Consider the following 25,117-nt stretch of genomic DNA (forward strand, 5'->3'; position numbering starts at 1 on the left):
CGCCTCTCAGGCGTGTATTCGACGAAAGTGCAGAAAAATCATGTTCTTTGAACGTCGTCGCCGCAACTGTCGCGAGAGAGTCTTCAGCCCGTGGCCAGGCTCGGCTATCGCAGGCGCATGAAGACGCGCCCCGACCTGGAAGCCTTCCTCGACCGCCTGGGCGTCGCGCACGGGACGTTCGAGCATCCGGCCGTGTTCACGGTGGGAGAGGGCGAGGACATCAAGACGCGAATTCCCGGCGCGCACACCAAGAACCTGTTCCTCAAGGATGCGAAGGGCCAGCTCTGGCTGATCTCCGCCGAGGGGCACGCCCGCATCGACCTGAAGCGCCTGCACGTCGTGATCGGCTCGGCGCGCCTCTCGTTCGGCAGCCCTGAGCTCATGTTCGAGACGCTGGGCGTCACGCCGGGGTCGGTCACGGCCTTCGGCCTGATCAACGACGTCGGGCGCCGCGTGCGCTTCGTCCTGGACCGCACCCTGGCCGAGGCCGACCGCGTGAACTTCCATCCCCTGACGAACACGGCGACCACGACGGTGACGCGCGACGGCTTCCGGGGCTTCCTGTCGGCGCTGGACGTCCGGCCCCTGGTGGTGGATTTCGAGGCTATGGCCGTGATCGAAGAGGCGCCGGCGCGTTGAAGACCGGCTGCATTGCGACCATCTTGGGGGCCTCGACGTTGAGAACCCATCGGACAAGGAATCTGCGGGCATGACCCTGATCGGCGACATTCAAGGCCAGAATCCGGGCCAGAACCCGGGCCAGCCGGCCGGCCGGCCCGATCCCGCCGACCTGATCAAGGACGCGACCGACGCGACCTTCATGGCCGACGTGGTCGAGGCGTCGAAGACCCAGCCGGTGATCGTGGATTTCTGGGCGCCCTGGTGCGGACCGTGCCGCCAGCTGGGCCCCGCCCTGGAGAAGGCGGTCACCGCGGCGAAGGGCGCGGTGAAGCTGGTCAAGGTGGATATCGACCGCAACCCCGCCTACGCCGGTCAGCTCCGCGTGCAGTCGATCCCGGCCGTGTTCGCCTTCGTGGACGGCCGCCCCGTCGACGGTTTCATGGGCGCGCTGCCCGACAGCCAGGTGAAGCAGTTCGTGGATGGCCTGGCCAAGCAGGGCGCCGGCGCCTCGCCGGTTGACGAACTGCTCGACATGGCCCGGGAGTCGCTGGAGCTGGGCGACATGGGCGGCGCGGCCCAGGCCTACGCCCAGGCGCTTCAGATGGATCCCGGCAATGTGAAGGCCATCGGCGGGATGGCCCGCCTCTACCAGCAGGCCGGCGACCTCGAGCGTGCCGCCGAGGTGCTCGAGATGGCGCCCGAGGGCGCCAAGGACCCCGACATCGACGCCGTGCGCGCGGCCCTCGCCCTGGCCGCCGAGGCGCCGTCCGAGACCGCCGAGTTCGAACGCCGCCTCGCCGCAGACCCCGACGACCATGAGGCGCGACTGGAATACGCCACGGCGCTGGCCGCGTCGGGCCGGATGATGGAGGCGGTCGACCAGCTCATCGACAGCATCGGCCGCGACCGCGAGTGGAACGATCAGGCGGCGCGAAAGCAGCTCCTGACCGTGTTCGAGGCGGCTGGCCCGGTGTCGGACGTGGCCAAGCAGGGGCGCCGCAAGCTGTCGGCGATCCTGTTCAGCTAGGCGTCCGGCCAGGGCGGCTCATTCGGGAAGGCCATTCAGGAAGGGAGGCGCATGGCGCCCTACCGCCAGACCAGCGACCTGCCGCAGCTCATTCCGGTCTTTCCCCTGGACGGCGCCCTGCTGCTGCCGGGGGGCGAACTGCCGCTGCAGATCTTCGAGCCGCGCTACCTCAACATGGTGGACGACGCGATGGCGGGAGATCGGGTGATCGGCATGATCCAGACCCGCGGCGGCTCGCGGTCCCGGCCGGTCCTGGCCCACGTGGGCTGCCTGGGGCGGATCACCAGCTACGCCGAGACCTCGGACGGGCGCTACCTGATCACCCTGACGGGCCTCTGCCGCTTCGATACGGGGGAGGAGCTCGACCTGCGCCTGCCCTACCGCCAGGTGCGCGCCCGTTATGACCGCTTCGGCGACGACCTGGGCCGCGACGAGGAGGCCGAAGCCGGCGAGGCCGCCCGCGCCCGCTTCGCGACGGCGCTCAAGCGCTATCTCAACCAGCGCGAACTCGACATCGACTGGGAAACGGCCAACGAGGCGCCGCTGGAGGCGCTGGTGAACAGCCTCTGCATGGGCCTGCCGTTCGCGCCGGCCGAGAAGCAGGCGCTGCTGGAGGCCAGCAACCTGCCGGCGCGTTTCGAGGTGCTGACCACCCTGCTGGAGATCGACGCCACGGATCCGGATGACGAACCCCATCGGCTCCAGTAGACGGGCACGCCATGACCGCTTCCGCGCCCTCGCCCGCCCCCACGCCCGCCCCCACGCCCGACGTCGATCCGCGCCTCCTGGAGGTGCTCGTGTGCCCCGTGACCCACGGGCCGCTCGTCTATGACCGGGACAGGGCGGAACTGGTGAGCAAGGGTGCGCGGCTCGCCTACCCCATCCGGGACGGCGTGCCGATCATGTTGCCGGAAGAAGCTCGCGAGCTGGGGGAGGGCGAGTAGCTAGAGCGCCTCGCCTTTCAGCAGCCGGGGCAGGTCGCCCACAGCGCCGCCGGCCTCGTGCATGAAGAAGCGCCGGGCCGGGCCGATCCGGTTCACCACCGACATGCCGACGCCGCGGGCCGCGCGCAGGAGCGGGTTGTCGTTGGAGAACAGCCGGACGAAGGCGTCCATGCCGACCGACAGCGAGACCGTGTCGAACCGGCGCCAGGCGGCGTAGCGTTCGAGGACGACTTCGGAGCCGATGTCCTCGCCCAGCCGGATGGCGTCCACCACCACCTCGGCCAGCGCCGCGGCGCCCTTCAGGCCCAGGTTCAGGCCCTGGCCGGCGATCGGATGCACCCCGTGCGCAGCATCGCCCAGCAGCGCCGCCCTCGGAGCCGTGAAGCGTTCGGCGAGCTGTAGGCTGAGAGGATAGGTGAAGACCGGCCCCTCCACGGCGACGCCGCCCAGGAAATCGCCGAACCGGCGCTCGAGGTGCGCCTGGAACACCTCGGCCCGGGCGGTCTTCAGCGCCTCGGCCTGCGCCGCCGGCTCGGTCCAGACGAGGCTGGCGCGCCGGCCGGTCAGGGGCAGGATCGCGAACGGGCCTCCGGGCAGGAAGTATTCGTGGGCGACGCCTTCGTGGTCGATGTCCAGTCGCACCGTCGCCACCACGCCGGCCTGCGCATAGGGCCAACCGACGACACCGATCCCGGCCGCCTCGCGGATCACCGACCCGCGGCCCTCGGCGCCCACCACCAGCGGGGCCTCCAGCGTGCGGCCGTCGGCCAGGGCGACCTCGGCGCTTCGTGCGCCGAAGACGGCGCCTGCCACCCTTGCGGGAGCCAGGACGGGAACGCCGGCGTCGGCGACCGCCTGGGCCAGGGCGGCGCGGATATGGCGGTTCTCGAGCAGATACCCCAGGGGTTCGCCGTCGGACCGGTCGGCGATCTCGTCGGACTCGAAGCGCAGGAAGAAGGGCGTCTGTGGCCCGGCCGCCGCGCCCGGCGCGGTCCCGTCGGTGACCAGGATCTGCTCGATCCGCTGGGCGTGCGGGTCCAACGCCCCGGCCAGCCCCAGCGCCCGCCACTGGCGATAGGCCGCATAGGCGATGGCCGAAGCCCGGCCGTCGAAGGTCGGCGCGAGCTGGGCGTCGAAGGCCACCGGATCGATCAGGACGGGTCGAAGCCCGGCTCGGGCCAGCGAGAGCGCCAGGGTCGCCCCGGCGATCCCGGCCCCGGCGATGACGACGTCGGCGGTCGCTGGCGTATCGGGCTCGGGCATGAGGGGCTCGGGCATGGCGGGGATAGGCCACGAAAGCCGGCGCCCGTCCAGCGCAAGGCGAATGGACGCGCCGGTCCAGTTTTCGCTTGGCGCCCGTCAGGGCCGGGCCTCTACTGGCGGCGAATGGACCGTAGAGTCCAAGTTTCAGTTGGGACGCGCCCGGAATGATGCAGCTCCTCAGAAGCCGGTTGGCCATGATCGCCGCCGCGGGCGTCGCGGGGGTGGCGGTCCTCGCGCTGGGCGTCGCCTGGTGGATGGGCAAGCAGAGGTACGAAGCCACGGACAACGCCTTCGTCCAGGCCGACAACGTGTCTGTGGCGCCCCTGGTCGAAGGCTATGTCGCCGAGGTGCTGGTGGACGACAACGAGTCGGTCACCGCCGGCCAGGTGCTGGCGCGGATCGACCCGGCGACCATAAGCGCGCGCCTGGCCGCCGCCGAGGCCAATGCGGCGGCGCTGGACGCGGCCGTGAATCAGGTGGACGACCGCGCCCGTCTCGCCCAGGCGGTGATCGCCGAGCGGTCGGCCGCCGTGGCCAGCGCCCGGGCCCAGGCCCGCTTCGCCGCCTCGGAACTCGATCGCTACGGCGCTCTCGCGACGTCGGGCTACGTGTCGTCGCAACGGGCCCAGAACGCCCGCATGGCCGCCGAGAAGGCCGACGCCGACGTCGCCCAGGCCGCGGCCGCGCTGGAGGCGGAGCGGCGCACCGCCGCCAGCCTGGGTTCCACACGTGTGCGAAGCGTCGCCGAGGCCCAGGCCGCCCGCGCCGCGGTCGAGCAGGCGCGGATCGATTTCGCGCGCACCGAGGTCAAGGCGCCGGCCGCGGGCGTGGTCGGCGCCCGCGGCGTGCGGCCCGGCCAGTACGTGCGGCCCGGCGCGGTGATGATGACCGTGGTTCCCCTGGGCGAGGCCTTCGTGGTCGCCAATTTCAAGGAGACCCAGGTGGCGCGCCTGCGCATCGGCCAGCCGGTGGAGATCAAGGCCGACGCCTTCGGCGGCCGGCCGATCAAGGGCCATGTGATGTCGTTCTCGCCGGCCACAGGGGCCGAGTTCGCCCTGATCCCGGTCGAGAACGCGGTGGGCAACTTCACCAAGATCGCACAGCGGCTGCCGGTCAAGATCGCCGTCGACCGCAGCCAGCCCCTGGCGGCGGCGTTGCGACCGGGCCTCTCGGTCGAGGTGAAGGTGGACGTGCGTGAGAACACCGGCCCCAGCTTCGCCGAGGCCGCCCAGGCGCCGGCCCGATACGCCGGAGGCGCGGTCCGGCCGTGAGTTCGACCGATGTCCCGGCGGGGCGGGAGCCCGGCGGTTCGGGGCCAGCGGGTCCGGGTGGGGGGGCGCCGGCCGTGGCCGCTCCAACGGATCCCCAGGCGGCCGGTCCTCAACCGCTGGGGGCCGACGGTCGACCGGTCGACTGGACCAAGGTCTACCTCGGCTTCTCGGGTCTGGCCGTGGGCCAGTTCATGGCGCTGCTGGATATCCAGATCGTGGCCGCCGCCCTGGCCGAGGTTCAGGCCGGCATCGGCGCGACGGCGGACGAGATCGGGTGGATCCAGAGCGTCTATCTGCTGACCGAGGTGGTCGCGATTCCGGTCAGCGCCTACCTGTCGAAGCTCTGGGGGGTGCGGCCGTTCTACATGGTCACCACCGTGGCCTTCATCCTCACCTCGATCGCCGTCGGCCTGTCCGGCGATATCCAGACGATGATCTTCGCGCGGGCGCTCCAGGGCCTGGCGGCTGGCGCCATGATCCCGGCCACCTTCGCCATCGCCATGACCGTCTTCCCGATCGAGAAGCGGCTCTCGGCCAATGTCATCGTCAGCATGATCGTGACGCTGGCGCCCACCATAGGTCCCACGATGGGCGGCCATATCGCGGAGGCGATGGGCTGGCGCTGGCTGTTCTTCATCAACATCGGCCCGGGCCTCCTGGTCCTCTTCCTGGTGGGCCGCTACCTCGACTTCGACCGGCCGGAGCCCGGGATGGCCAAAGGCATCGACTGGTGGGGGCTGGGCCTGATGACCACCTTCCTGATCGCGATGCAGTACGTGCTGGAGGAGGGCGCCGAGAACAGCTGGTTCCAGGACGACATCGTGCTCTGGGTCTCGGTCCTGACCGTGATCTCCGGGGTGGCCTTCATCTGGCGACAGCTGGTCTATCGCCAGCCGATCGTGTCGCTGGGGCCGTTCCGGGACCGTAACTTCACCCTGGGCATCGTGATCACCTTCATCTCGGGCGCGGCGCTCTATGGGGGCACGTTCCTGCTGCCGCTCTTCCTGGCGCACGTCCGGGGCTACTCCGCGGCGGAGGTGGGCAATGTGATGCTGGTCTCCGGCCTGGTGATGTTCGTCGCCACGCCTGCGCTGGGTCGGTTCATTCGCGCGGTGGATTTCCGCTTCTCGCTGGGGCTGGGCATGGCGCTCACCGCCTGGGGCATGTGGCAGGGGGTCTACGTCAACGATCAGTGGGGCTTCTGGGAGTTCGCCGGCATGCAGACGGCCCGCGGCCTGGGCTCGATGGTGGCCATGATCGCCGCTTCGCAGATGAGCGTGGCCACCCTGCCGCTCTCGATGATGAAGGACGCCTCGGGCCTCATAAACCTGATCCGCAACGTGGGCGGGGCCTTCGGCATCGCCATCATCTCCACCACCCTCTTCCAGACGGGCGCCGCCCATCTCCAGGCCCTCAGCGAAGGTGTGAGCAGCGCGAGCCTGCGCGCCCAGGATTTCCTGGCGGGCATGACCTCGCGGATGGAGGGGCTGGGTGTCGCCGATCCCGCCGGCGCCGCGCGCAAGGCGATGGGATTCATGATCCAGCGCGACGCCCAGGTGCTGGCCTACATCGACGCCTTCGCGCTGGTGGCCGTCGGCGCCGCGATTGCGGCGGCCATCGGCTTCTTCGCCGCGCCGGCCGGGCTGAAGGCGCCCGGCGCGGCTCCCAACCCGGCGAGCCGGCCGGGCGGGGGGCGCTGATGCCCCGCGTCGCCGGCCGGATCGACCTCTCGAAGAACGAGGCCATTCTGGACGCCGCGGTCGAGGTGCTGACCGAACGCGGGGTCGCCGCTTCGATGGAGGAGATCGCCCGCCGCGCCGGCGTCTCGAAGCAGACGGTCTACAATCACTACGGCTCGAAGGCCGAGCTCATCCGGGCCCTGATGGCGCGCCGGGTGCATGAGATCACCGCGTCGCTCGAGACGCCGGGCGCCGTCGAGAACCCGCGGGAGGCGCTGGCCGCCTTCGCCCGCATCCTGCTGGAGACGGCCATGACGCCCCGGGCGGCGGCTTTCATGCGCACCGCGATGCTGGACGCCACGCGCCAGGCCGACCTCGGGGTGGCGGTGTTCGAGGCCGGGCCTCGGGCCAGCCGGCGCAAGCTGGCGCAGTTCCTGGCGCTGGAGACTGCGGCCGGCCGCCTGAACTGCCCGGACCCGCAGGAGGCGGCCGAGTTCTTCGCCGGGATGGTGCTGGGCTCGTACCAGACGGCGTCGCTGCTCGGCGTCGACACCACGCTCGACGACTTCCGCGTCGACCGGCTGGCGCGGGAAGCCGCCCATCGCTTCCTGCGGGCCTACGCGCCGTAGGCGGGGGAGGCTCAGCCCTCGCCGCCCTCGTCCTCCGAGAAGCCCATGATGTGGAAGCCGGCGTCCACATGGATGCATTCGCCGGTGGTCGACAGGCCCAGGTCCGACAGCAGCCACAGCGCGCAGCCCGCCACCCCCTCCATCGCCGTGTCCTCCTTCATGGCCGACAGCGAACGGCCCTTGGCCAGCATGCCGCGGCCGCCCGAGATGCCCGCCAGCGAGAGCGTCTTCATGGCGCCCGGCGAGATCGCGTTCACCCGGACGCCCCTGGGTCCCAGGTCGCGCGCGGCGTAGCGGACCGACGCCTCCAGCGCGGCCTTGGCCACGCCCATGGTGTTGTAGTTGGGGATCGCCCGCTCGGAGCCCATGTAGGTCAGGGTGACGATCGAGCCGCCGGCCTCGGGCATCAGGGCCGCGGCGCGGCGCGCGCAGTCCACGAAGCTGAACGCCGAGATGTCCATCGCCCGCAGGAATCCCTCGCGGGTGGTGTTGTCCACGAAGCTGCCCTTCAGCTCGTCCTTGTTGGCGAAGGCGATGGCGTGGACGAAGAAGTCGATCTGGCCGAACGCGTCCTCGACGGCCTTGAAGCCCGCGTCCATCGAGGCGTCGTCGGTCACGTCCACGGGCGCCAGCACCTTCACCCCGAGGCTCTCGGCCAGCGGCTGCACCCGCCGCTCCATCCCGGGAAGGTGCAGGAACGCCATTTCCGCCCCCTGCGCGGCGAGCTGGCTGGCGATGCCCCAGGCGATGGACTGGTGGTTGGCGACCCCGGTCACCACGCCCCGCTTGCCCTTCATCAGGGTTCCGGTCGGCATCTGATAGTCGTCGGCCACGTGGCGGTTCTCCCTTGTTCCTCCCTCCCCTTAATGGGGAGGGACAGGCCGCGCCAGCGGCCAGGGTGGGGAAGCGGGGGTCATCCCCGACCTCCGCACGCCGGCCCACGCTTTCACCCTGGCGGCTGCGCCCGCCTGTCCCGCCCCATCAAGGGGCGGGAGGGTGCGCCAGCACCGCCTTCGGATCGAAACCCATCGCCTCGACACGCGCCTCCCAGCGCTCCAGCGCGTCGTAGTAGTAGTCGAAGATGCAGGGGCAGCACCCGCGCTTGCAGCACTCGTAGTCCTGTGGCCGATCGGGCGGCCGCGGGATCTTCGGGTCGGGGGCCGCCACGACGGTCAGGTCCCCGCCATCAGGCCCGCGCCATCACCAGGCAGCCGTTCGTGCCGCCGAACCCGAAGCTGTTGCTCATCACCGTCTCAAGCGGACGGTCCAGCCGCTCGCGCACGATCGGCATGTCGGCGAAGGCCGGGTCCAGGTTCTCGATGTGCGCGCTCTCGGTGACGAAGCCGTTGTTGAGCATCAGGAGCGAATAGATCGCCTCCTGCACGCCCGCCGCGCCCAGGCTGTGGCCGGTCAGCGACTTGGTGGACGAGATCAGCGGCGCCCTGTCGCCGAACACGGCGCGCACGGCCTCCATCTCCTTCACGTCGCCGACCGGCGTGCCGGTGCCATGCGGGTTCAGGTAGTCGATGGCGCGGCCCTCGGGATTGGCCAGGCGCATGCAGCGCGCCGCGCCCTCGCCGGACGGGGCCACCATGTCGAAGCCGTCGGAATTGGCCGCGTAGCCCACGATCTCGCCGTAGATCTTCGCGCCGCGCGCCCGGGCCCGCTCCATCTCCTCCAGCACGAGCATCCCGGCTCCGCCGGCGATGACGAAGCCGTCGCGGTCGACGTCATAGGCGCGGCTGGCGACCTCGGGCCGGTCGTTGAACTTGGCGCTCATGGCGCCCATGGCGTCGAACAGGACCGACAGCGTCCAGTCCAGCTCCTCGGTCCCGCCGGCGAACACCACGTCCTGCTTGCCCATCAGGATCTGCTCGTAGGCCGTGCCGATGCAGTGGGTCGAGGTGGCGCAGGCCGAGCTGATCGAGAAGTTCAGGCCGCGGATCTTGAACCAGGTGGCCAGCGTGGCCGAGGCGCCTGAACTCATGGCCTTGGGCACCGCGAACGGGCCGACGCGCTTGGGCCCCTTCTCCCGGGCGATGGCCGCAGCCTCGACGATGGCCTTGGTCGACGGCCCGCCCGAGCCCACGATCAGGCCGGTGCGCTCGTGGCTGACCTCGGACTCGGTCAGGCCGGAGTCGGCGATCGCCTGTTCCATCGCGATGTGGCCGAACGCCGTGCCCTGGGCCAGGAACCGGGCGGCGCGCCGGTCGACCATCGCCTCCCAGTCCAGGCGCGGCGGCGCATGGACCTGGCAGCGGAAGCCCAGCTCGGCGTACTCGGGCGCCGCGGTGACGCCAGACTTCGCCTCGCGCAGGGACGCCAGGACCTCATTGGTGTTGTTGCCGATGGACGAGACGATTCCCATCCCGGTGACGGCCACGCGGCGCATCCGTCAGTCTCCTCCGAACTCTCGCCTGGCCGTCGTCACGCCAGGTCTTCGGGTTTGAACAGGCCCACGCGCAGGTCCTTCGCCTCATAGATGGGTTTGCCGTCGGCGAGGAGAACCCCGTCGCCCACGCCCATCACCAGCTTGCGCAGGATCACCCGCTTGAGGTCGATCTTGTAGACCACCTTCTGGACGGCCGGCGTCACCTGGCCGGTGAACTTCACCTCGCCCACGCCCAGCGCGCGGCCGCGGCCCGGCGCGCCGCTCCAGCCCAGGAAGAAGCCCACGAGCTGCCACATGGCGTCCAGGCCCAGGCAGCCCGGCATGACCGGGTCGCCGATGAAGTGGCAGTCGAAGAACCAGAGGTCGCGGGCGATATCCAGCTCGGCCTCGACGTGGCCCTTGCCGTGCGCGCCGCCCGTGGCGTTGATCTCGACGATACGGTCGAACATCAGCATCGGCGGCGCCGGGAGCTGGGCGTTGCCCGGTCCGAACATCTCGCCGCGCCCGCAGGCCAGGAGCTCGTCGCGCGTGAAGCTGGAGGGCCGGTTCGCCGCGTCGGTCATTCGAAGGAGCCTTTAGATTCCGAAGGGGCCGGGCCTAGCACGTTGACGTACGGAGCCTCAACGGCATTGCGGGGTGTCCGTCGTGCCCCAGAGCGCGCCCTGGCGCACCCAGCCGGTCGTGCGATCCGCTTTCACGCGGCACCAGCCCTTGTCGCAGCGGTCCAGCGACGCCAGCGCCCGCGCGCCCAGGAACGCCGCCGTCTCGGCGCCTGCGCGGGGCTTGCGCAGCAGGGGCTGGGGCCGTGTCCCCAGGTTGATCACCGCCCGACGGCCGTCGGTCACGCGCTTGTGCACCCAGGCCTTTCCGCCCTCGGGATCGCACACCCGACGCCAGTCGCTGGTCTCGGCCACCACCTGAACCGGAAGGCCGCGCGTGCGATAGATCCACAGCAGGCGGTGGTCGTCGCCAGGCCCCGCCCGGGCGTTCACCTCGCCGAACTTCAGGGTCACGTAGCGCGGAACGGGATATCCCGACGGCCCCTGTCGCGGACCGGCGTCCTGCGCCGTGGCCGGCAGAGCCAGGATCAGGGTCGCCAGGAAGGCCGCCCGCCGGTACGCCCCTCGCTTCAGGACACTCAATCCTTCGCCCTACCTCTCAGCCGACCCGCCAGTCCCCCGTCCGGCTCCGCGCGCCGTCCGGTCGCGCCCGCCGGCCGGTGTTGTCCCTGCGTCGCCTTGGCCGTGACGGGCCCCCCTGCTAAGGAATCGGCAAATCCGCGTACGCGCCCGAGCGGCGCATGACCCTTTCTCCCGTAGGCGCATGCCCACCCGCAAGCCGAAAGTCATCGTCACGCGCAAACTGCCGGACTCGGTCGAGACCCGCATGCGCGAACTCTTCGACGCCGAGCTCAACCTCACGGACGAGCCCCTCAGCCGCAAGGCGCTGATCGAGGCGGTCGGCCGCTGCGACGTGCTGGCCTCGACCATCACCGACAGGATCGACGCCGGCCTGATCGAGAAGGCCGGCGAAGGCCTGAAGCTGATCGCCAATTTCGGCGCGGGCGTCGACCACATCGACGTGGCCGCCGCCAACGCCCGCGGGATCATCGTCACCAACACGCCGGGCGTGCTGACCGAGGACACCGCCGACCTGACGCTGACCCTCATGATGGCCACGCTGCGGCGGGTGATCGAGGGCGCCAATGCGGTCCGGGCCGGCGAATTCACCGGCTGGGCGCCCACCTGGATGCTGGGCCGGCGAATCACCGGCAAGCGCCTGGGGATCGTCGGCATGGGCCGCATCGGCTCGGCCGTGGCCCGCCGGGCCAAGGCTTTCGGCCTTCAGATCCACTACCACAACCGCAAGCCCGTCAGCCGGGTGGTGGCCGACGAGCTGGAAGCCACCTACTGGGACAGCCTGGACCAGATGCTGGCGCGGGTGGACATCGTCTCGGTCCACGCCCCCGCGACGCCCGCCAGCTTCCATCTGCTTTCGGGTCGCCGCCTGAAGCTGCTCCAGCCGCACGCCATCGTGATCAATACGGCGCGCGGCAGCCTGATCGACGAACAGGCGCTGGCCGACCTGCTGGACGACGGCAAGATCGCCGGGGCCGGCCTCGACGTGTTCGAGCAGGAGCCGCGCATCAACCCCAAGCTCCTGAAGCTGCCCAACGCCGTGCTGCTGCCGCACATGGGCTCGGCCACCGTCGAGGCCCGCGTCGACATGGGCGAAAAGGTCATCATCAACATCAAGACCTGGATGGACGGCCACCGACCGCCCGATCGCGTGATCCCGCAGATGCTATAGAGCGCGAAGGCCCTCGGGTCGCGCCGGCGCCGCTGGAAACCGAGCGCACGCGCCACGCGAACCCTGCTCCGCCGCGCCGGGGTGGTCAGTCGATGTCCAGTCCCAGGGCGAGGCGTCCCGCCAGCCGCGCCTGCGTGGGCTCCTGCAGCGGATGATATCGCGCCGCCTGGACGTCACGCCAGATGCGCTCCAGTCCGTTCGCCCGGTAGAAGCCGGCTCCGCCGGCGGCGGCCAGGGCGCGTTCCACCGTCGCGATGGCCGACCGCGCCGCGAGCACCCGGCCGGTCATGATCCGGTTCGTCGCCGCCGGCCCGGGCTCGTCCGTGGCCGCGCAGGCCACCATGTCGGCAAGCGCCAGGCGAGCCGCGGCCAGGTGCGTCTCGGCCTCGCCCAGCGCGGCGACGGTGTCGACGGGCGCCCGCCCGCGGGATCGTGCGAGGGTCAGTTCCACGGCCTTGTCCCGCGCCGCCTCGGCCAGGCCCACATAGGCGCTGTAGATCAGCGGGAAGGCGATCAGGGTCACCATGTGCATCAGCGGATGCCACTTGCCCGCGGGCCTTCGCACGGTCACCGCCGCCTCGGGCACGAAGACGTCCGTGAGCTCGAGGTCGTGCGAGCCGGTGCCGCGCATGCCCAGCGTCCGCCAGGTGTCGAGGACCTCGACGCCTTCGGCCTTCATGGGAATGGCCATGTGCAGCACCGTCGGTCCCTCGGGGCCGTCCTGCACCGCCATCGTCACGAGCAGGTCACCCTGCTGGCAGCCGCTGGCGAACACCTTGCGACCGTTCACGCGGAAGCCGCCGTCCGCCGGGACCGCCCGGCATGAGCCGTCCAGCCAGTCCGAGCCGCCGGACGAGACCAGGGTGAGTTTCTCGGCCACGATGCGCCTCAGGAGGCCTTCGACCGCCTCGGGCGTGCGCCGCCACCGCCAGGCCGGCAGGGCCGCCGCGTGTGTGTGCATGGCGAAGGCCAGCGCCGTCGAGCCGCAGTGGCGGGCCAGCGTCCGCAGCACGGCCGACAGCTCGGCGTGGCTGGCGCCGCCGCCGCCCAGTTCGGCCGGCACGGCGGCGGCGTGGAACCCCTCCGCCTTCAGGAGCGCGAGGTTGTCGGCCACGAACGCGTCGGCCGCGTCGGCGTCCGCGGCGCGGGCGGCGATCTGCGGTCCCAGGTCTTCGGCGCGGCGCACCCAGTCCACGGCTTCCGCCTTCACGTTGATGGTCATCGGTCATCCTCCGGGAAATCGAGGACGACCTCATCGGCCAGGATGCCACCGCCGCTCCAGTTCGAAGAATGAACTTGTCGGACGCCGGTGTCCGGCGCTCATCATGCCGTCATGAAAGGCTATGGACAGTTCTGCCCGGTCGCCAAGACGGCCGAGGTCTTCGCCCAGCGGTGGACGCCGCTGGTCGTCCGCGAGCTCTGCTTCGGGCCGCGCCGGTTCACCGAGATCCACATGGGCGTGCCGCTGATGTCGCGCGCCCTGCTGGTCCAGCGGCTGGCCGAACTGGAGGCGGCGGGCGTGGTCGCCACCGAGCCGCTCGCCCAGGGCAAGCTCTACAGCCTGACGCCGGCCGGCGAGCAGATGAGCGAACTCGTGGCCCTGATGTCGGATTGGGGCCAGCGCCACGGCCAGGGCCGCATCGTCCACGAGGACCTGGACCCCACGCTCCTGATGTGGGGTATGAAGCGCCAGATCGACCCGCGCGAACTGCCCGGCCGCGACGTGGTGCTGCGTTTCGAGTTCCGCGGCCTGCCCCGCGCCCACGCCGCGCGCCGCTACTGGTGGATGATCCTGCGCGTCGACGACGTGGAGGTCTGCCTCAAGGACCCCGGGCGGGACGTCGACGTGGTGGTGGCCGCGGACCTCGAAGCCTTCGTCCGGGTGTGGATGGGCCATCGGGGGCTGGCGGACGCCCTGGCCTCTGGCGACATCGGCCTGTCGGGGGAGCGGGCGCGTATCGCCGAGCTGAAGCGTGCGCTCCGCATCGAGGACCGGACCGCTCTCAAGACCCTGGCCTTCCGCCCGGCGGCCTGAGGCGGCCCGGCTGCTCCCGCCGGCTCACTCCCCCGGCCGGTAATCGCGGCGGATGTGCCCCGCCAGGTCGGCCTCGGTGAACTTCACCGGCTTGGTCTTCCTGGCGGCGAAGACCGGCGTCTGGTCGGCGTAGTGGGGCGAGGCCTCGTCCAGGGTGGCCGCGCCGAACTGGTGGACGCTGCGCGACGAGAGCTTGCCGTCGCGGTCCCAGGTCACGAACATCACGAAGGTGTCGCCGGCCACCGCCCGCAGCCGCCCGTCGGGGTCGGGGCGGCCGTAGATGGCGCGGAAGATGTCGGGCCCGCCGTCCACCGCCACGTCGACCTGGCCGCGGCGGATGCGGTTGACCTCGCCCCAGGTCGGGTCGATGCGGCCGAACTTCGCCTTCAGCTCGGCCATCACCGCCTTCAGCGCCTCGACCGGCGGCCTGTCGGGCGACTGCTGGAGCCGCAGCACCGTCAGCACGCCCAGCGCGGCGGCGCGGCTCTCCACGTTCGTCCGGCGGTCCCAGCCCCGGAACAGCGCCTGGGCGGCGGCCAGGTCGGCGTCGCCATCGGCCGGGAGCGCGAGCAGCAGCGCCAGGCCCTTCGCCAGATCGGACTTCTCGCTATAGGCCAGGTCGTACTTGTAGGCGTCGAACTTGGCGTCGGTGATCGACGTATCCGCGCCATAGGTCTCCAGCGCCCGCCAGGCGCGGTTGGTCATGTTCGTCTGCAAACCCAGCGTCTGCGGGAACGCCTCGGGCTTCAGGTCGTCGTCCGGGTCGGTGGCCTGGAACGGGGTGTTGTTGGCGTTGAAGGTCCAGCCGGACCTGGGGTTCCAGACCTGCGGGACCTTGGCGAACGGAAGCTGGGCGGTCCAGATCAGGTCGGAGCGGTCGCCCGGCACGGTCCCGGACCAGTCGAACCCGTCCTTGCGCACCGGATAGCGGCCGTTGTGGACGTAGCCCACGTTGCCTTTGGCGTCGGCGTAGACGTAGTTGATCGAGGGCAGCACGCCCATCGCCATGGCCGCCTTCCACTCGGCCACGCTGCGGGCCTTGTTCATGGCGAAGTACTGGGCGTTCTGGCGCACCTCGCCCAGGCCCGCGAAGCGGATGGCGAAGACGCCGCGGTCCGAGCGCACCACCGGCCCATGCGCCGAGCGGCTCACCTCGCGGCGCACCGTCTCGAAGGTCCCGTCGGGGCGCTTCACCTTGATCTCGACCCAGCGGCTCTCGAAACGCCGCCACCGACCGTCCAGGCGGTACTGGTCGCGGTCGGCCGGGTTCACCGTCAGTTCGTAGACGTCGGCCAGGTCGGGGTTGTTGACCGTCGAAGCCCAGCCCAGGTGGGCGTTGTGGCCGTGCAGCATGAAGGGGGAGCCCGGGAAGAAGCCGCCGGCCACGTGCCAGCCCTCGCCGCTCTCCAGCACCGCCTCGTACCAGGCTAGCGGGCCGGTGAAGGGCTGGTGCGAATTGACCAGCAGGCGCGTCGCCCCGTCGGCCGAGCGCGACGGCCCCACGGCGACTCCGTTCGAGCCGATCTCGATCGGCAGGTCCAGGGACGCGGTCTTCGCCGCGTCCGGCTTGGGCTCGGGGCGGGGGCTCGGGCGCATCGCCTGCCGGAAGACGGCGTCCGCCCCATAGAACGTCGGGCCGCGATAGGTGGTCCCGGCGACGAGATCCCGGCCGGTCACCGGCAGCAGCCCGGAGGCGACCTTGTCGGGATGGCGCGCGGCGTAGTCGTTGAGGCCCGCGGCATAGGCCTCCATCACCCGGCGCAGCGGCGCGGGGAGGCCGGGGTAGCCCTTGTTCACCGCGCCCCACACATCCTGCAGGTGGACGAGGTCGTCGCTCTCCAGCCCCTCCGGCCCCTTCAACTCGGCAAGGCGGCCGCGGGCGGTGAACACCGCCTCCTGCATCGTGGCGAAATCGTCCTCGGAATGGGCCCAGGCCAGGCCATAGGCGACGTCGGCGTCGGTCTTGCCCTTGATGTGTGGCACGCCCCATTCGTCACGCCGGATGCGAACATCCCAGTCCATCGGGGCCGCCTGAGCCGCCGCGCCGCCCAACCCCGCGCAGATCGCCATCGCGATCAAAGTCGCCCGCATGTCTCGCCTCCCTCGTTCTTGCCATCACTGTCGCGAACCCGGCGCGTGGAGGCAATCGGCCGTGGCCAGGGCGGCGGCGCGGCCTATGGTGGCGCGATGGACGAGCGGTATCTCGACGATGTGGTGGCGATCCTGCCGCCCCTGCTCCAGGCCCTGGACCGCCTGGGCTTCCTGGCCCGGTATTTCGATCCCGCGCACTACGGCGAACTCCTGGCCGCGGTCGGCGCGCCCGAGGTGACGCTGGCCGCTCTCCGCCCAAGGCTGGCCGTCTGGCCGGAACCCCTGGCCGACGCCCGCGCCGCTCTCGCCACGGCCGCCGATGCGACGCTGGCGGCCTACGCCGGCCTGCGCGCCGCGCCCGACAACCTCGACGGGATGACCCCGGTGTTCCGGGCGTTGCGCGAACAGCCGCGAGCGCTGGAGGCGCTGTATCCCCTGTCGCGCGCCCTGCCGCCCGTCAGCCGCTTCTTCCTGGATCCCGCCCGGCGCGACGATGCCGAACTGTCGGCCGCCCTGATGGGGGCCGCGCCCCCGCCCGACACGGGTGTCCTGCATGGGGGTGGGGAGCCCGGCGCGCGTGGCGGCTGGTCGGCCTATGTTCCCGAGACCTATTCGCCCGACCGGGCCTGGCCGGTGGTCTTCGCCCTGCATGGCGGCAGCGGAAACGGCCGGGATTTCCTCTGGAGCTGGCTGCGCGAGGCGCGGACCTGGGGCGCGATCGTCGTGGCGCCCACCGCCGTCGGCCGCACCTGGGCCTTGCAGGGCGACGACGCCGACACGCCGAACCTCGCGGCGATCCTGGACGTCGTGCGGACGCGATGGACCATCGATCCGACCCGGATGCTGCTGTCGGGCATGAGCGACGGGGGGACGTTCAGCTATGTCAGCGGGCTGGAGCCGGCTTCGCCCTTCACCCACCTCGCGCCGGCCGCCGCCGCGTTCCACCCGATGATGGCGGCCTTCGCCGATCGGGAGCGGCTTCTGGGCCTGCCCATCCACATCGCCCACGGTGCGCGCGACTGGATGTTTCCCGTCGACATGGCGCGCGAGGCCGCCGACGCCTTGGCGCGCGCCGGCGCCGACGTGACCTATCGCGAACTGGACGACCTCAGCCACGCCTTCCCGCGCGAGCTGAACGGCGGAATCCTGGCCTGGATGGCGCGGACGGCGTCCGGACGCGGCGAGTAGGCGTCGGTTCGCGACCCGGCGCGCGCGCGTGGCATCAACAGTCGGTCAACCTCGGTGCGGCAAAATGATCGGCTGGCGGACCGGCCGGCGGTTCCCCGAGACCAAGGAAGACGGCGTCCGTGAGCGCCCCCACTTCAACCCCGACTTCAGTGCAGACTTCGACCACGCCCAAGACCGCCATCGCCAAGGCCCGTCCCGCTCCCGCGGGTCCCACGATGGGCCAGCTGGTGGGCTTCGTCTTCGCCAGCGCCGACATGGTCCTGGAGATCGGCCCCGGCGGGCGGGTGGGCTTTGCGACCGGCGCCGTGCACCGCCTGCTGGGGCGCACCGCCGAGACGCTGGCGGGCCACCTCTGGCAGGAACTGCTGGCGGACGGGGACGTGGATCTGGTGGACGCCGCGCTGGCGGACCTCCGGCCGGGCGAGCGGCGCGGCCCGTTCACGGTGAAGCTGGCCGGCGGTGGGCAGGCGGTGAACCTCTCGCTGTTCCAGATGCCCCAGCGGCCAGGCTGCACGGCGGCGGCGCTCAGCCTCTGCGCCCCGGCGGTGAACGGGCTGGCGGTGGACGAGACCGGGCTGGCCAATCGCGAGGATTTCGAAGCCGCCGCGGCCGTCATGCTGCGCGAGGCCGAGCGCAGCGGCGCGGCCCTCCGGGTCGACCTTCTGGAATTCGGCGGCCTGGCCGAGGCGCTGGAGGCGATGGCGGCGCCGGACGCCGAGGCGGCGCGTCGCAAGCTGGCCGGAACCCTGCGGGCGGCGTCCTACGGCGGCCTGCCCGCCGCAGCCCTGGGCGACGAGCGTTTTGCGGTCCTGCGTGACGGCCAGCGCGACGATGCGGCGTTGCTGGATCGGGTGCGCGCCTACGCCGGACCCGTGGTGCAGGTCTCGTCCGGCGAGCTGACCCTAGACGTCGATGCGCCCGGCGAGAGCCTGCGGGCGATCCGCTACGCCCTGGACCGCTGCATCGACGAAGGGCCGCAGGCCGCCGCCCGCAGCTTCGAGGCGGCGCTGCGCCAGACGGTCACGGAATCCGAGCGGTTCAAGGAGATGCTGCGCGCCGGCCGCTTCGAGCTGGTCTACCAGCCGGTCGTCGCCCTGACCTCGCGCGAGGTGCGGCACTACGAGGCCCTGACCAGGTTCGAGGGCGGCGGAGGCCCGGCGGCCACCATCCAGCTCGCCGAGGAGCTGGGCCTGGTGCTGGAGTTCGACATGACCGTCGTCCGCACGGTGGCGGCCGTGCTGGCCGAGGCTCGCGCCGACATCAGCGTGGCGGCCAACATCAGCGCCTATTCGCTCCAGTCTTCCGGCTTCGTGGAGGACCTGCTGGCCGTCACCGAGGCCGCGCCCAGCCTGCGACCGAGGCTCCACCTGGAGCTCACGGAAAGCCACAAGATCGCCGACCTCGCCCGCGCAAACACCCTGATCCAGAAGCTGCGGCGTGGCGGCCATCTGGTTTGCCTCGACGACTTCGGCGCCGGCGCAGCGTCCATGGACTACCTGCGCGAGATCGAGGTTGATGTGGTGAAGTTCGACGGGCGCTTCGTCCAGTCCTTGGCCGCCCGCCCCCGCGACGCCGTGATCCTCAACCGGCTGGCCTCGCTTTGCCGGGAGCTGGGAATGACGACCGTGGCCGAAATGGTCGAGACCGAGGACGCGGCGCGGCGGCTCTGCGAGCTGGGCGTGGACTACGGCCAGGGCTGGCTGTTCGGGAAGCCGGTGGCGCGCCTGCCCGGCGTGGAGCGTCCGCTCGGCCCTGTCGCGGTGCGTCGCAAGGGCGCCGTCGAATCCTGGGGCTGATCGGCCGGTCCTCCGCTTTCGGCGAGATGCGCGGGTTCGCCTCCTGGGCGCGCAGGTTTGCCGCAGGCCCGGATTTTGCCTAGAACGCCCGGCAGCCTGCCGTCCGGTCCCGCAAAGGGAGCGGTGGCGGGATTTTCGTGGGAGCGCGACGCCTTGGCCGAACGCCGGAAAAAGCCGATGCAGCGCCGGTTGGCCGAAGCCGGGATCATCGCGACCGCGGGCCTCAGCGCCGTGGCCGTCGCGCACGCCTCCCTGCTGCCCCTGCCTGTCGCGAAGCCGGAGGCCGTCGCCCTCACCAAGGCGCCGGTCACGGTCGTGGCCGAGGCGGAGGACGACATCCTCATCGCCTTCCGCGAGCCCGTCCCCGGCCATGCCGTGGTCTCGCCCTTCGGCCTGCGCCAGCTTCCCTGGGAGGGTTCCGGCCGCCTGCACGAGGGCGTGGATATCTCGGCCGACTCCGGCGTGCCCGTGATCGCGGCCGCCGAGGGCGTCGTGGTCGAAGCTGGGGAAAAGGGCGGCTACGGCCGCTATGTCGCCGTGCGCCACGCCGAGGGCCTGACCACCTTCTATGCCCATCTGGGGGCTATCGGGGCCGGGGTGAAGCCGGGCCTGGCGGTCGCCGCCGGCCAGCCGATCGGCCGCATCGGTTCGACCGGGGTGTCCACCGGCCCGCACCTGCATTTTGAGATCCGCGACCCCCAGGGCCGGCCGCTGAACCCGGCCATGTTCCTGGGCAAGGCCTTCGCCGAAGCCGGCGACCTGCCGCTGGACAAGGCCAAGCGCTATTCGGGCCGCGTCCGCATGGCCCACGTGTCTTCCATTCCGGAGAGCAAGCGCCACCTGATGGAGCCGCCCCAGGCCGGGACGATCGTCGTGCGCCGCAAGACCACCGACGTCCAGGACCTGGCCGCCGCCGAGCGCAATCTCGAAGGCCAGGTGCGCGACGCCGCCAAGGGCGAGAAGATCGACGGCCTGCGCGCGCTCTCCATCGGCCCCGACGGCCGGCCGCGGGCGCAACTGGCCCTCTAGGTGGCGCTTCCGGCTTCCTGCCGCGGCGAGCTGGTCGATATCGGCGGCCGCCGCCTGCGTGTTGTGCGCGCCGGGCCGACAGACAGCGCCCATCCCCTGATCGTGTGCGAGCATGGCGCCTTCGGGTGCGCTTCGGACTGGGCGGTCGTGCAGGAGAAGCTGGCCGTCAGGGGGCTGCGCAGCCTGGCCTACGACCGGGCCGGCCTGGGCCACTCCGACCCGGGCCCAGCGCCGCGGGACGGGCGCGCGATCAACGACGATCTCGAAGCTCTGCTGGCCGCCGTGGACGCCGCCGGGCCGGTGGTGCTGGCGGGCCATTCGATGGGCGGCCTGATGGTTCGGCTCTTCGTGCTCGAGCGCACGTTCCCGGTGTCGGGGCTGGTGCTCGTGGACGCTGTCACGCCGGACGTCTTCAGCCTGCCCGGCGGTTCCCAGGCGATCCGCGGCTTCGGCCGCCTGCTGCAGGTGACCAGCCACGCCGCGAAGTTCGGGGTGATGGTTCCCGTCTCGATGATCAATGGCGACCTGATCGGCCTGCCGCATCCGGTTTCGCGTGAGAAGCGCCGCATCCACGCCTCGGCCTCGCACGCCCATGCCGCCGCCGCCGAGGTCATGTCGTGGCCCGACACCTCGCGGTTGGCGGGCGCCGCGGACATGCCCCAGGATCTGCCCGTCGCCGTGGTAACCGCCGGGCCTCATCGGGGCCGGGAGGCGCTGAAGGCCATCCAGGAGAAGGCCGCCAGGCAGGCCCGGCGCGGCCATATCGAGCATGTCGCGCCGGCCTCGCACGCCAACCTGCTGGGGCCGCGCCACGCCGACGCCATCGTTCGCGGCGTGGATTTCGTTCTTCAGGCCGGCTCGCGCTGAATCCGTCCCGCGGCGGCTTGAAATCGCGCGCCGACCAGGCTGGGAGTCCCGGTGAGCGCGGGACAGGTGACGCCGCCGTCGGGGCCGATACGCGCGGGCAGGGCGCCTCGCGCCGCGGGAAGGATCTCGCGCAGCGCCGCCCTCTGGTCGCGGGGCAGCCGGCTGGCGACGCCGTGCAGGCGCCGCACCTCGCCTTCGCCGTCGATCTCGAAGCGGCCGTCCCAGACGCCCGGCGCCTGGATCGCGGCCAGGCCTCCCCGCTGAAACTCTCCAGCCTCGCGCATGAAGGCCACGGTCGTGTCCCCCGCCTCGATCCGAGCCCCTGCGAGGGTGGCCAAGACCGGCGCCGTCGTGCGTAGCGCCGTCGCGAGGCGATGGTTCCGCTCGCGGGCGGGCGCCCGGGCCCCGCCGCCGGCGCAGACCGCCGCCAGGCCTGTCAGGCGCATCACGTCCTCCGGGGAGGCGGCTCGCAGAGCGTTCCGCGGGACGTGGAACACCCCGGCCCGTTCGACCACTTCGTCGGCGAGAGCCAGCGGCGTCGGCCCGGAACGAGCGATGGGTGCGGGCCGGGTGCGCCGCGCACGGGCGCGCGCGAAGCGGAGGTCCTCGTTGCTCGGGTCGTCGATCCAGGTTTCGCCCCGGGCCTCCAGCCAGGCGCGGATGTCCGTCCGGCGTGCGTCCAGAAGCGGGCGCAGCAGGAAGACCCCCCGGCCCTCGGGCCAGGCCGGGGACGGCGCCCAGGCCTTCGGGGCCGGGACGGTCGAGCCTGCCGTCCGCATGGCGGCGGCCTCGGCCAGGTCATCGGCGGTGTGGCCCATCAGCACGACGGCCGCGCGGGCGTCACGGGCGGCGTCGGCCAGCAGGGCCTGGCGCGCCCGCCGGGCGGCGGCGGGCGCGCCTCGCGCTGGTTTGTCGCCGATCCAGGCGAGGGCTTTGAACGGGCGATCCAGTCGATGGGCGATCGCCGCACATCGCGCCGTCCAGCCGGCGCTCTCGGCCCGCAGGCCGTGGTCGACCGTCAGGATCAGCAGGTCACGCGCCCGCGCCCGCGCCCAGCGGTCGGCGATCAGCGTCAAGGCCAGGGAATCGCCTCCGCCCGAAAGCGCGACGGCGATGGGGCGGGATCCTTCCGGCCGCAGGTGGCGGGCGAACGCCTCGGCGGCGACGGCCTCTAGGCCGCGCACTTGGCCTGGGTTCGGGCGGCGGCGGCGCGGCTGGCCACCGGCGCGGGCGCCTTGGGGTAGCGGCGGGAGAATTCGGCCAGGGTCTGGCAGGCGTCGGCCGGCTTCTTGAGCGCGATCAGGGTCCGTGACAGTTCGACCACCGCATCCGGCGCCCAGGTCGTCTGTGGCCAGCCGCGGATGGCGCCGATATAGGCCCGCGCCGCGTCGTTGTAGGCCCCGCGCACGCCCAGCGTCTTGCCCAACCAGTAGTTGGCCTCGGGTGTCCTCTGGGCGTCGGGATGGTTCTGGACATAGGCCGCGAAGGCCGCTTCGGCGGCGTCGTAGTCGCCCGCCAGCATCAGCTGCCGGGCCTGGGCGAAGTCGGCGGCCGGGTCGCTGGCCGGCGCCGCGCCGCCGGCGCCGCTGGGAAGGCCGCCCCCGAGGCCGCCCCCGAGGCCGCCGGTGATGTTGGGCGCGTCGGGGGCCTGTTGCTCGGCGGAGGCCAGGCGTTCGTTGAGACGATCGACCTGGCCCTTCAGCGTGATGTTCTCGCGCCGTGCCTGATCGAGGTCGCGCGTAAGGCTGTCCAGCGTGCTGTTCAGGCCGCGCAGCGTCTGTTCCATGTCGGCCAGCCGCTCGCCCATCTCGGCCATCCGGGCGTCCGTGTCGGCTGGCTGGACGACGACCGGTTTCCCGGAATCCCGGAGCTGGAAGACGATGGAGCGCAATTCGCGCACCACCCGCTCCATCCGCTCGACCCGCCGCGCGTCGCGGGCGTCGAGCGGATCGGCCCCCTGCGGCGGCAGGGGCGTCTGGGACACCGCCGGCCCGGCCGTCGCAAGGACGACCAGGGCGGCGGCCAACAGGAACGGTCGTCGGAACATCTGAGCCTATCGCGCGCCCGAGACGATGGACGTGCGGCCGTTGCGGTTCTTCTGCCAGGCTTCCTCGCCCGTGCCCGTGTCGATCGGCTGTTCCTTGCCGAACGAGATCGTCGAGATCCGGTCGGACGAAACCCCGCGGTTCACGAGGTAGTCGCGGATCGCATTGGCGCGGCGGGCGCCCAGGGCCAGGTTGTACTCGCGCGTGCCACGTTCGTCGGCGTTGCCTTCGATGCGGACCCGAACCGAGCCGTAGGTCCGGAGCCAGCCGGCCTGGGCGTCGAGGATCGGCGCGGCGTCGGCGCGGACGTCATGGCGGTCAGTGTCGAAATAGACGCGATCGCCCACGTTGACGATGAAGTCCTGGGCCGAACCCGGGATCGGCGCGGTCGGCTGGCCCGTCACCGGACCTGGCGCGGCGGGCGGCGCCGTCGGCGCGGTGGGGGCCGGGGCTTCGGTGGGGTACGTCGGCTTGGGCTTGCTCTGGCACGCCGCGAGCGACGCAACGGCCGTCGCGACAAGGGCGAGGCGCAGTGCGGTGCTGCCGGTGAAGCGTACGACCATCTGGTTCTCCTGCTTTTCGAGGTTGCGAATCAGTATCGGGAGGTATTGGGCGGGATTGGGGCGTCAGATTAGTTAAGCAAAGGCGACCAGGCCGGATCCGATCCGGCTCCCGGATAGGGAACCGGCTGGAGGATTCGTCCCGTCACATCCACCGTCCATAACCGCGGCGCCCCACCAGGGGTTTCGCGGGAGAACATCAGGACCCGCCCATTGGGCGCCCAGGTGGGGCCTTCGTCCATATAACTGGTCGTGAGCAGGCGTTCGTCCGTGCCGTCCGGCCGCATGACGCCGATGTGGAACTGGCCTCCGGTCTGCTTGGTGAAGGCGATGAACTCGCCGGTCGGGCTCCACACCGGCGTGGTGTAGCTGCCGCCACCCGAGGAGACCCGCCGCTGGCCCGAGCCGTCGGCGCCCATGACGTAGATCTGGGGCGAGCCGGACCGGTCCGAGTTGAAGGCGATCCGCGCCCCGTCGGGCGAGAACGAGGCCGAGGTGTCGATGCCGGGGTCGGACGTCAGCCGCGTGCTGGACCGGCTGGACAGGTTCATGACGAAGATGTCGCTGTTGCCGCCGCGCTCGACCGAGAACGCCACCCGCCCGCCGTCGGGCGAGAACCGCGGCGCGAAGGCCATGCCCTGGAACGAGCCCAGGCTCTCGCGGCGGCCGGATTCCAGATTGAACAGATAGACCGTGGCCGAGTCCGGCCGCAGCGACATGTAGGTGATCTCCTGGCTCGTCGGCGAGAACCGCGGCGTCATCACCAGCGTGTCGCCCGAGGTGATGTAGCTGGGGTTGGCGCCGTCCTGGTCCATGATCGCCAGGCGTTTGGTCACCTGTCCGCGGGCGCCGCTCTCGGCCACGAACACCACGCGGGTGTCGAAATAGCCCTTCTCGCCGGTCAGGCGCTCGTAGACCGCGTCCGAGATCTTGTGGGCCACGCGCCGCCAGTTCTCGGGGCTGGAGGTGAACTGAAGGCCGAGGAGTTGTTCGCCGCGGAACACGTCCCAGAGGCGGAAATCCACGCGCAGCCGGCCGCCCTCCACCGTCACCTGGCCGTTCACCAGGGCCTGGGCGTTGATCGCGCGCCAGTCCGGGAAGCGCGGCTGGACGTTGGCCGACAGGTCGCGCTCGATGAAGCCGGCCGGGTCCAGCGGCCGGAACAGGCCCGAGCGCTGGAGGTTGGCCGAGATCACGTCTGCGATTTCCGCGCCCTGCTGGCCGCCGAAGGCCGGGATCGCCACGGGAAGCGGCTGGACGTCGGCGCGGTTGACGTTGATCTCGATCTGGGCGCTGGCCGGGACGGCCGTCAGGGCCGCGCCGGAGGCGGCAAGCAGCCCCAGCATCAGCATGCGGAAGAGCGGAAGGGT

At 71.6% G+C, this 25,117-nt stretch carries 25 protein-coding genes; 13 read left to right on the forward strand and 12 right to left on the reverse strand.

Going from position 1 to position 25,117, the window contains the following annotated elements; translation table 11 throughout:
* The first annotated feature begins 117 nt into the window (after positions 1–117).
* From WG212_RS04215 to WG212_RS04230, 4 genes are all read left to right on the forward strand, one after another.
* The gene (locus WG212_RS04215) at positions 118–639 is read left to right on the forward strand and encodes a YbaK/EbsC family protein (protein WP_337185816.1); all 522 of its coding nucleotides are present in this window, start codon (positions 118–120) and stop codon (positions 637–639) included.
* Between the two features lie 70 nt (positions 640–709).
* Positions 710–1,648 (forward strand): co-chaperone YbbN, encoded by a 939-nt coding sequence (locus WG212_RS04220; protein ID WP_337185817.1) that lies wholly within the window; start codon positions 710–712, stop codon positions 1,646–1,648.
* Positions 1,649–1,699: 51 nt separating this feature from the next.
* Positions 1,700–2,356 carry an LON peptidase substrate-binding domain-containing protein gene (locus tag WG212_RS04225; RefSeq protein ID WP_337185818.1) on the forward strand — a complete coding sequence of 219 codons (657 nt, stop codon included), beginning with the start codon at positions 1,700–1,702 and terminating at the stop codon, positions 2,354–2,356.
* An 11-nt stretch (positions 2,357–2,367) separates the two neighbouring features.
* Positions 2,368–2,592, forward strand: a complete 225-nt coding sequence (locus WG212_RS04230; protein ID WP_337185819.1) for a Trm112 family protein — start codon at positions 2,368–2,370, stop codon at positions 2,590–2,592.
* Here WG212_RS04230 and WG212_RS04235 read toward each other — a convergent pair whose 3' ends face one another.
* Complete coding sequence (locus WG212_RS04235; protein ID WP_337185820.1) at positions 2,593–3,870, reverse strand: UbiH/UbiF/VisC/COQ6 family ubiquinone biosynthesis hydroxylase; 1,278 nt, start codon at positions 3,868–3,870, stop codon at positions 2,593–2,595.
* Between the two features lie 179 nt (positions 3,871–4,049).
* On the opposite strand from WG212_RS04235, the gene WG212_RS04240 reads away from it, so the two are divergent.
* The 3 genes from WG212_RS04240 to WG212_RS04250 all read left to right on the forward strand — a co-directional run bounded on the left by WG212_RS04240 (position 4,050) and on the right by WG212_RS04250 (position 7,434).
* Complete coding sequence (locus WG212_RS04240) at positions 4,050–5,126, forward strand: HlyD family secretion protein (RefSeq protein ID WP_337185821.1); 1,077 nt, start codon at positions 4,050–4,052, stop codon at positions 5,124–5,126.
* A gap of 74 nt (positions 5,127–5,200) precedes the next feature.
* Positions 5,201–6,826, forward strand: coding sequence for a DHA2 family efflux MFS transporter permease subunit (locus tag WG212_RS04245; protein ID WP_337185822.1), 1,626 nt, complete (start codon positions 5,201–5,203; stop codon positions 6,824–6,826).
* On the forward strand, positions 6,826–7,434 hold the full coding sequence (locus WG212_RS04250) for a TetR/AcrR family transcriptional regulator (protein ID WP_337185823.1): 609 nt from the start codon (positions 6,826–6,828) through the stop codon (positions 7,432–7,434). The genes WG212_RS04245 and WG212_RS04250 overlap by 1 nt, the downstream gene beginning before the upstream one ends.
* Positions 7,435–7,445: 11 nt before the next feature.
* On the opposite strand, the gene WG212_RS04255 is transcribed toward WG212_RS04250, so the two are convergent.
* The 5 genes from WG212_RS04255 to WG212_RS04275 all read right to left on the reverse strand — a co-directional run bounded on the left by WG212_RS04255 (position 7,446) and on the right by WG212_RS04275 (position 10,968).
* Positions 7,446–8,267 carry an enoyl-ACP reductase gene (locus WG212_RS04255; RefSeq protein WP_337185824.1) on the reverse strand — a complete coding sequence of 274 codons (822 nt, stop codon included), beginning with the start codon at positions 8,265–8,267 and terminating at the stop codon, positions 7,446–7,448.
* A gap of 148 nt (positions 8,268–8,415) precedes the next feature.
* Positions 8,416–8,601 (reverse strand): oxidoreductase-like domain-containing protein, encoded by a 186-nt coding sequence (locus WG212_RS04260; RefSeq protein ID WP_337185825.1) that lies wholly within the window; start codon positions 8,599–8,601, stop codon positions 8,416–8,418.
* 19 nt (positions 8,602–8,620) lie between these two features.
* Positions 8,621–9,826 carry a beta-ketoacyl-ACP synthase I gene (fabB, locus tag WG212_RS04265; RefSeq protein ID WP_337185826.1) on the reverse strand — a complete coding sequence of 402 codons (1,206 nt, stop codon included), beginning with the start codon at positions 9,824–9,826 and terminating at the stop codon, positions 8,621–8,623.
* A 35-nt stretch (positions 9,827–9,861) separates the two neighbouring features.
* On the reverse strand, positions 9,862–10,389 hold the full coding sequence (fabA, locus tag WG212_RS04270; protein ID WP_293382561.1) for a 3-hydroxyacyl-[acyl-carrier-protein] dehydratase FabA: 528 nt from the start codon (positions 10,387–10,389) through the stop codon (positions 9,862–9,864).
* A gap of 57 nt (positions 10,390–10,446) precedes the next feature.
* Positions 10,447–10,968, reverse strand: a complete 522-nt coding sequence (locus tag WG212_RS04275; protein ID WP_337185827.1) for an SH3 domain-containing protein — start codon at positions 10,966–10,968, stop codon at positions 10,447–10,449.
* Positions 10,969–11,149: 181 nt separating this feature from the next.
* Here WG212_RS04275 and WG212_RS04280 point away from each other — a divergent pair, with 181 nt between their 5' ends.
* The gene (locus WG212_RS04280) at positions 11,150–12,136 is read left to right on the forward strand and encodes a D-glycerate dehydrogenase (protein WP_337185828.1); all 987 of its coding nucleotides are present in this window, start codon (positions 11,150–11,152) and stop codon (positions 12,134–12,136) included.
* 85 nt (positions 12,137–12,221) lie between these two features.
* Here WG212_RS04280 and WG212_RS04285 read toward each other — a convergent pair whose 3' ends face one another.
* Positions 12,222–13,358: an acyl-CoA dehydrogenase family protein gene (locus WG212_RS04285; protein ID WP_337185829.1), complete on the reverse strand. Its 1,137-nt coding sequence runs from the start codon at positions 13,356–13,358 to the stop codon at positions 12,222–12,224.
* Between the two features lie 111 nt (positions 13,359–13,469).
* On the opposite strand from WG212_RS04285, the gene WG212_RS04290 reads away from it, so the two are divergent.
* Positions 13,470–14,171: a helix-turn-helix domain-containing protein gene (locus WG212_RS04290; RefSeq protein WP_337185830.1), complete on the forward strand. Its 702-nt coding sequence runs from the start codon at positions 13,470–13,472 to the stop codon at positions 14,169–14,171.
* Between the two features lie 24 nt (positions 14,172–14,195).
* Here the strand turns inward: WG212_RS04290 and WG212_RS04295 are convergent, their stop codons facing one another.
* Positions 14,196–16,262, reverse strand: coding sequence for an acylase (locus WG212_RS04295; RefSeq protein WP_337185831.1), 2,067 nt, complete (start codon positions 16,260–16,262; stop codon positions 14,196–14,198).
* A gap of 45 nt (positions 16,263–16,307) precedes the next feature.
* Here WG212_RS04295 and WG212_RS04300 point away from each other — a divergent pair, with 45 nt between their 5' ends.
* From WG212_RS04300 to WG212_RS04315, 4 genes are all read left to right on the forward strand, one after another.
* Entirely contained in the window at positions 16,308–17,450 is a 1,143-nt protein-coding gene (locus WG212_RS04300) for a dienelactone hydrolase family protein (protein WP_337185832.1), read from the forward strand.
* Positions 17,451–17,599: 149 nt separating this feature from the next.
* Positions 17,600–19,246 (forward strand): EAL domain-containing protein, encoded by a 1,647-nt coding sequence (locus WG212_RS04305; protein ID WP_337185833.1) that lies wholly within the window; start codon positions 17,600–17,602, stop codon positions 19,244–19,246.
* Positions 19,247–19,423: 177 nt separating this feature from the next.
* Positions 19,424–20,275 carry a M23 family metallopeptidase gene (locus WG212_RS04310; RefSeq protein WP_337185834.1) on the forward strand — a complete coding sequence of 284 codons (852 nt, stop codon included), beginning with the start codon at positions 19,424–19,426 and terminating at the stop codon, positions 20,273–20,275.
* Entirely contained in the window at positions 20,276–21,142 is an 867-nt protein-coding gene (locus WG212_RS04315; RefSeq protein WP_337185835.1) for an alpha/beta fold hydrolase, read from the forward strand.
* Here WG212_RS04315 and tilS read toward each other — a convergent pair.
* From tilS to tolB, 4 genes are all read right to left on the reverse strand, one after another.
* A complete protein-coding gene (tilS, locus tag WG212_RS04320; RefSeq protein WP_337186057.1) occupies positions 21,124–22,281 on the reverse strand; it encodes a tRNA lysidine(34) synthetase TilS in 1,158 nt (385 codons plus the stop codon). The two genes, WG212_RS04315 and tilS, sit on opposite strands and share 19 nt — an antisense overlap.
* Positions 22,282–22,313: 32 nt before the next feature.
* Entirely contained in the window at positions 22,314–23,189 is an 876-nt protein-coding gene (gene ybgF, locus WG212_RS04325) for a tol-pal system protein YbgF (protein WP_337185836.1), read from the reverse strand.
* A gap of 6 nt (positions 23,190–23,195) precedes the next feature.
* Positions 23,196–23,750, reverse strand: coding sequence for a peptidoglycan-associated lipoprotein Pal (gene pal, locus WG212_RS04330; protein WP_337185837.1), 555 nt, complete (start codon positions 23,748–23,750; stop codon positions 23,196–23,198).
* A 68-nt stretch (positions 23,751–23,818) separates the two neighbouring features.
* Positions 23,819–25,099, reverse strand: coding sequence for a Tol-Pal system beta propeller repeat protein TolB (gene tolB, locus WG212_RS04335; protein WP_337186058.1), 1,281 nt, complete (start codon positions 25,097–25,099; stop codon positions 23,819–23,821).
* Positions 25,100–25,117 lie beyond the last annotated feature (18 nt).

It is taken from the genome of Phenylobacterium sp., from assembly GCF_037189685.1.
Classification (GTDB): domain Bacteria; phylum Pseudomonadota; class Alphaproteobacteria; order Caulobacterales; family Caulobacteraceae; genus Phenylobacterium.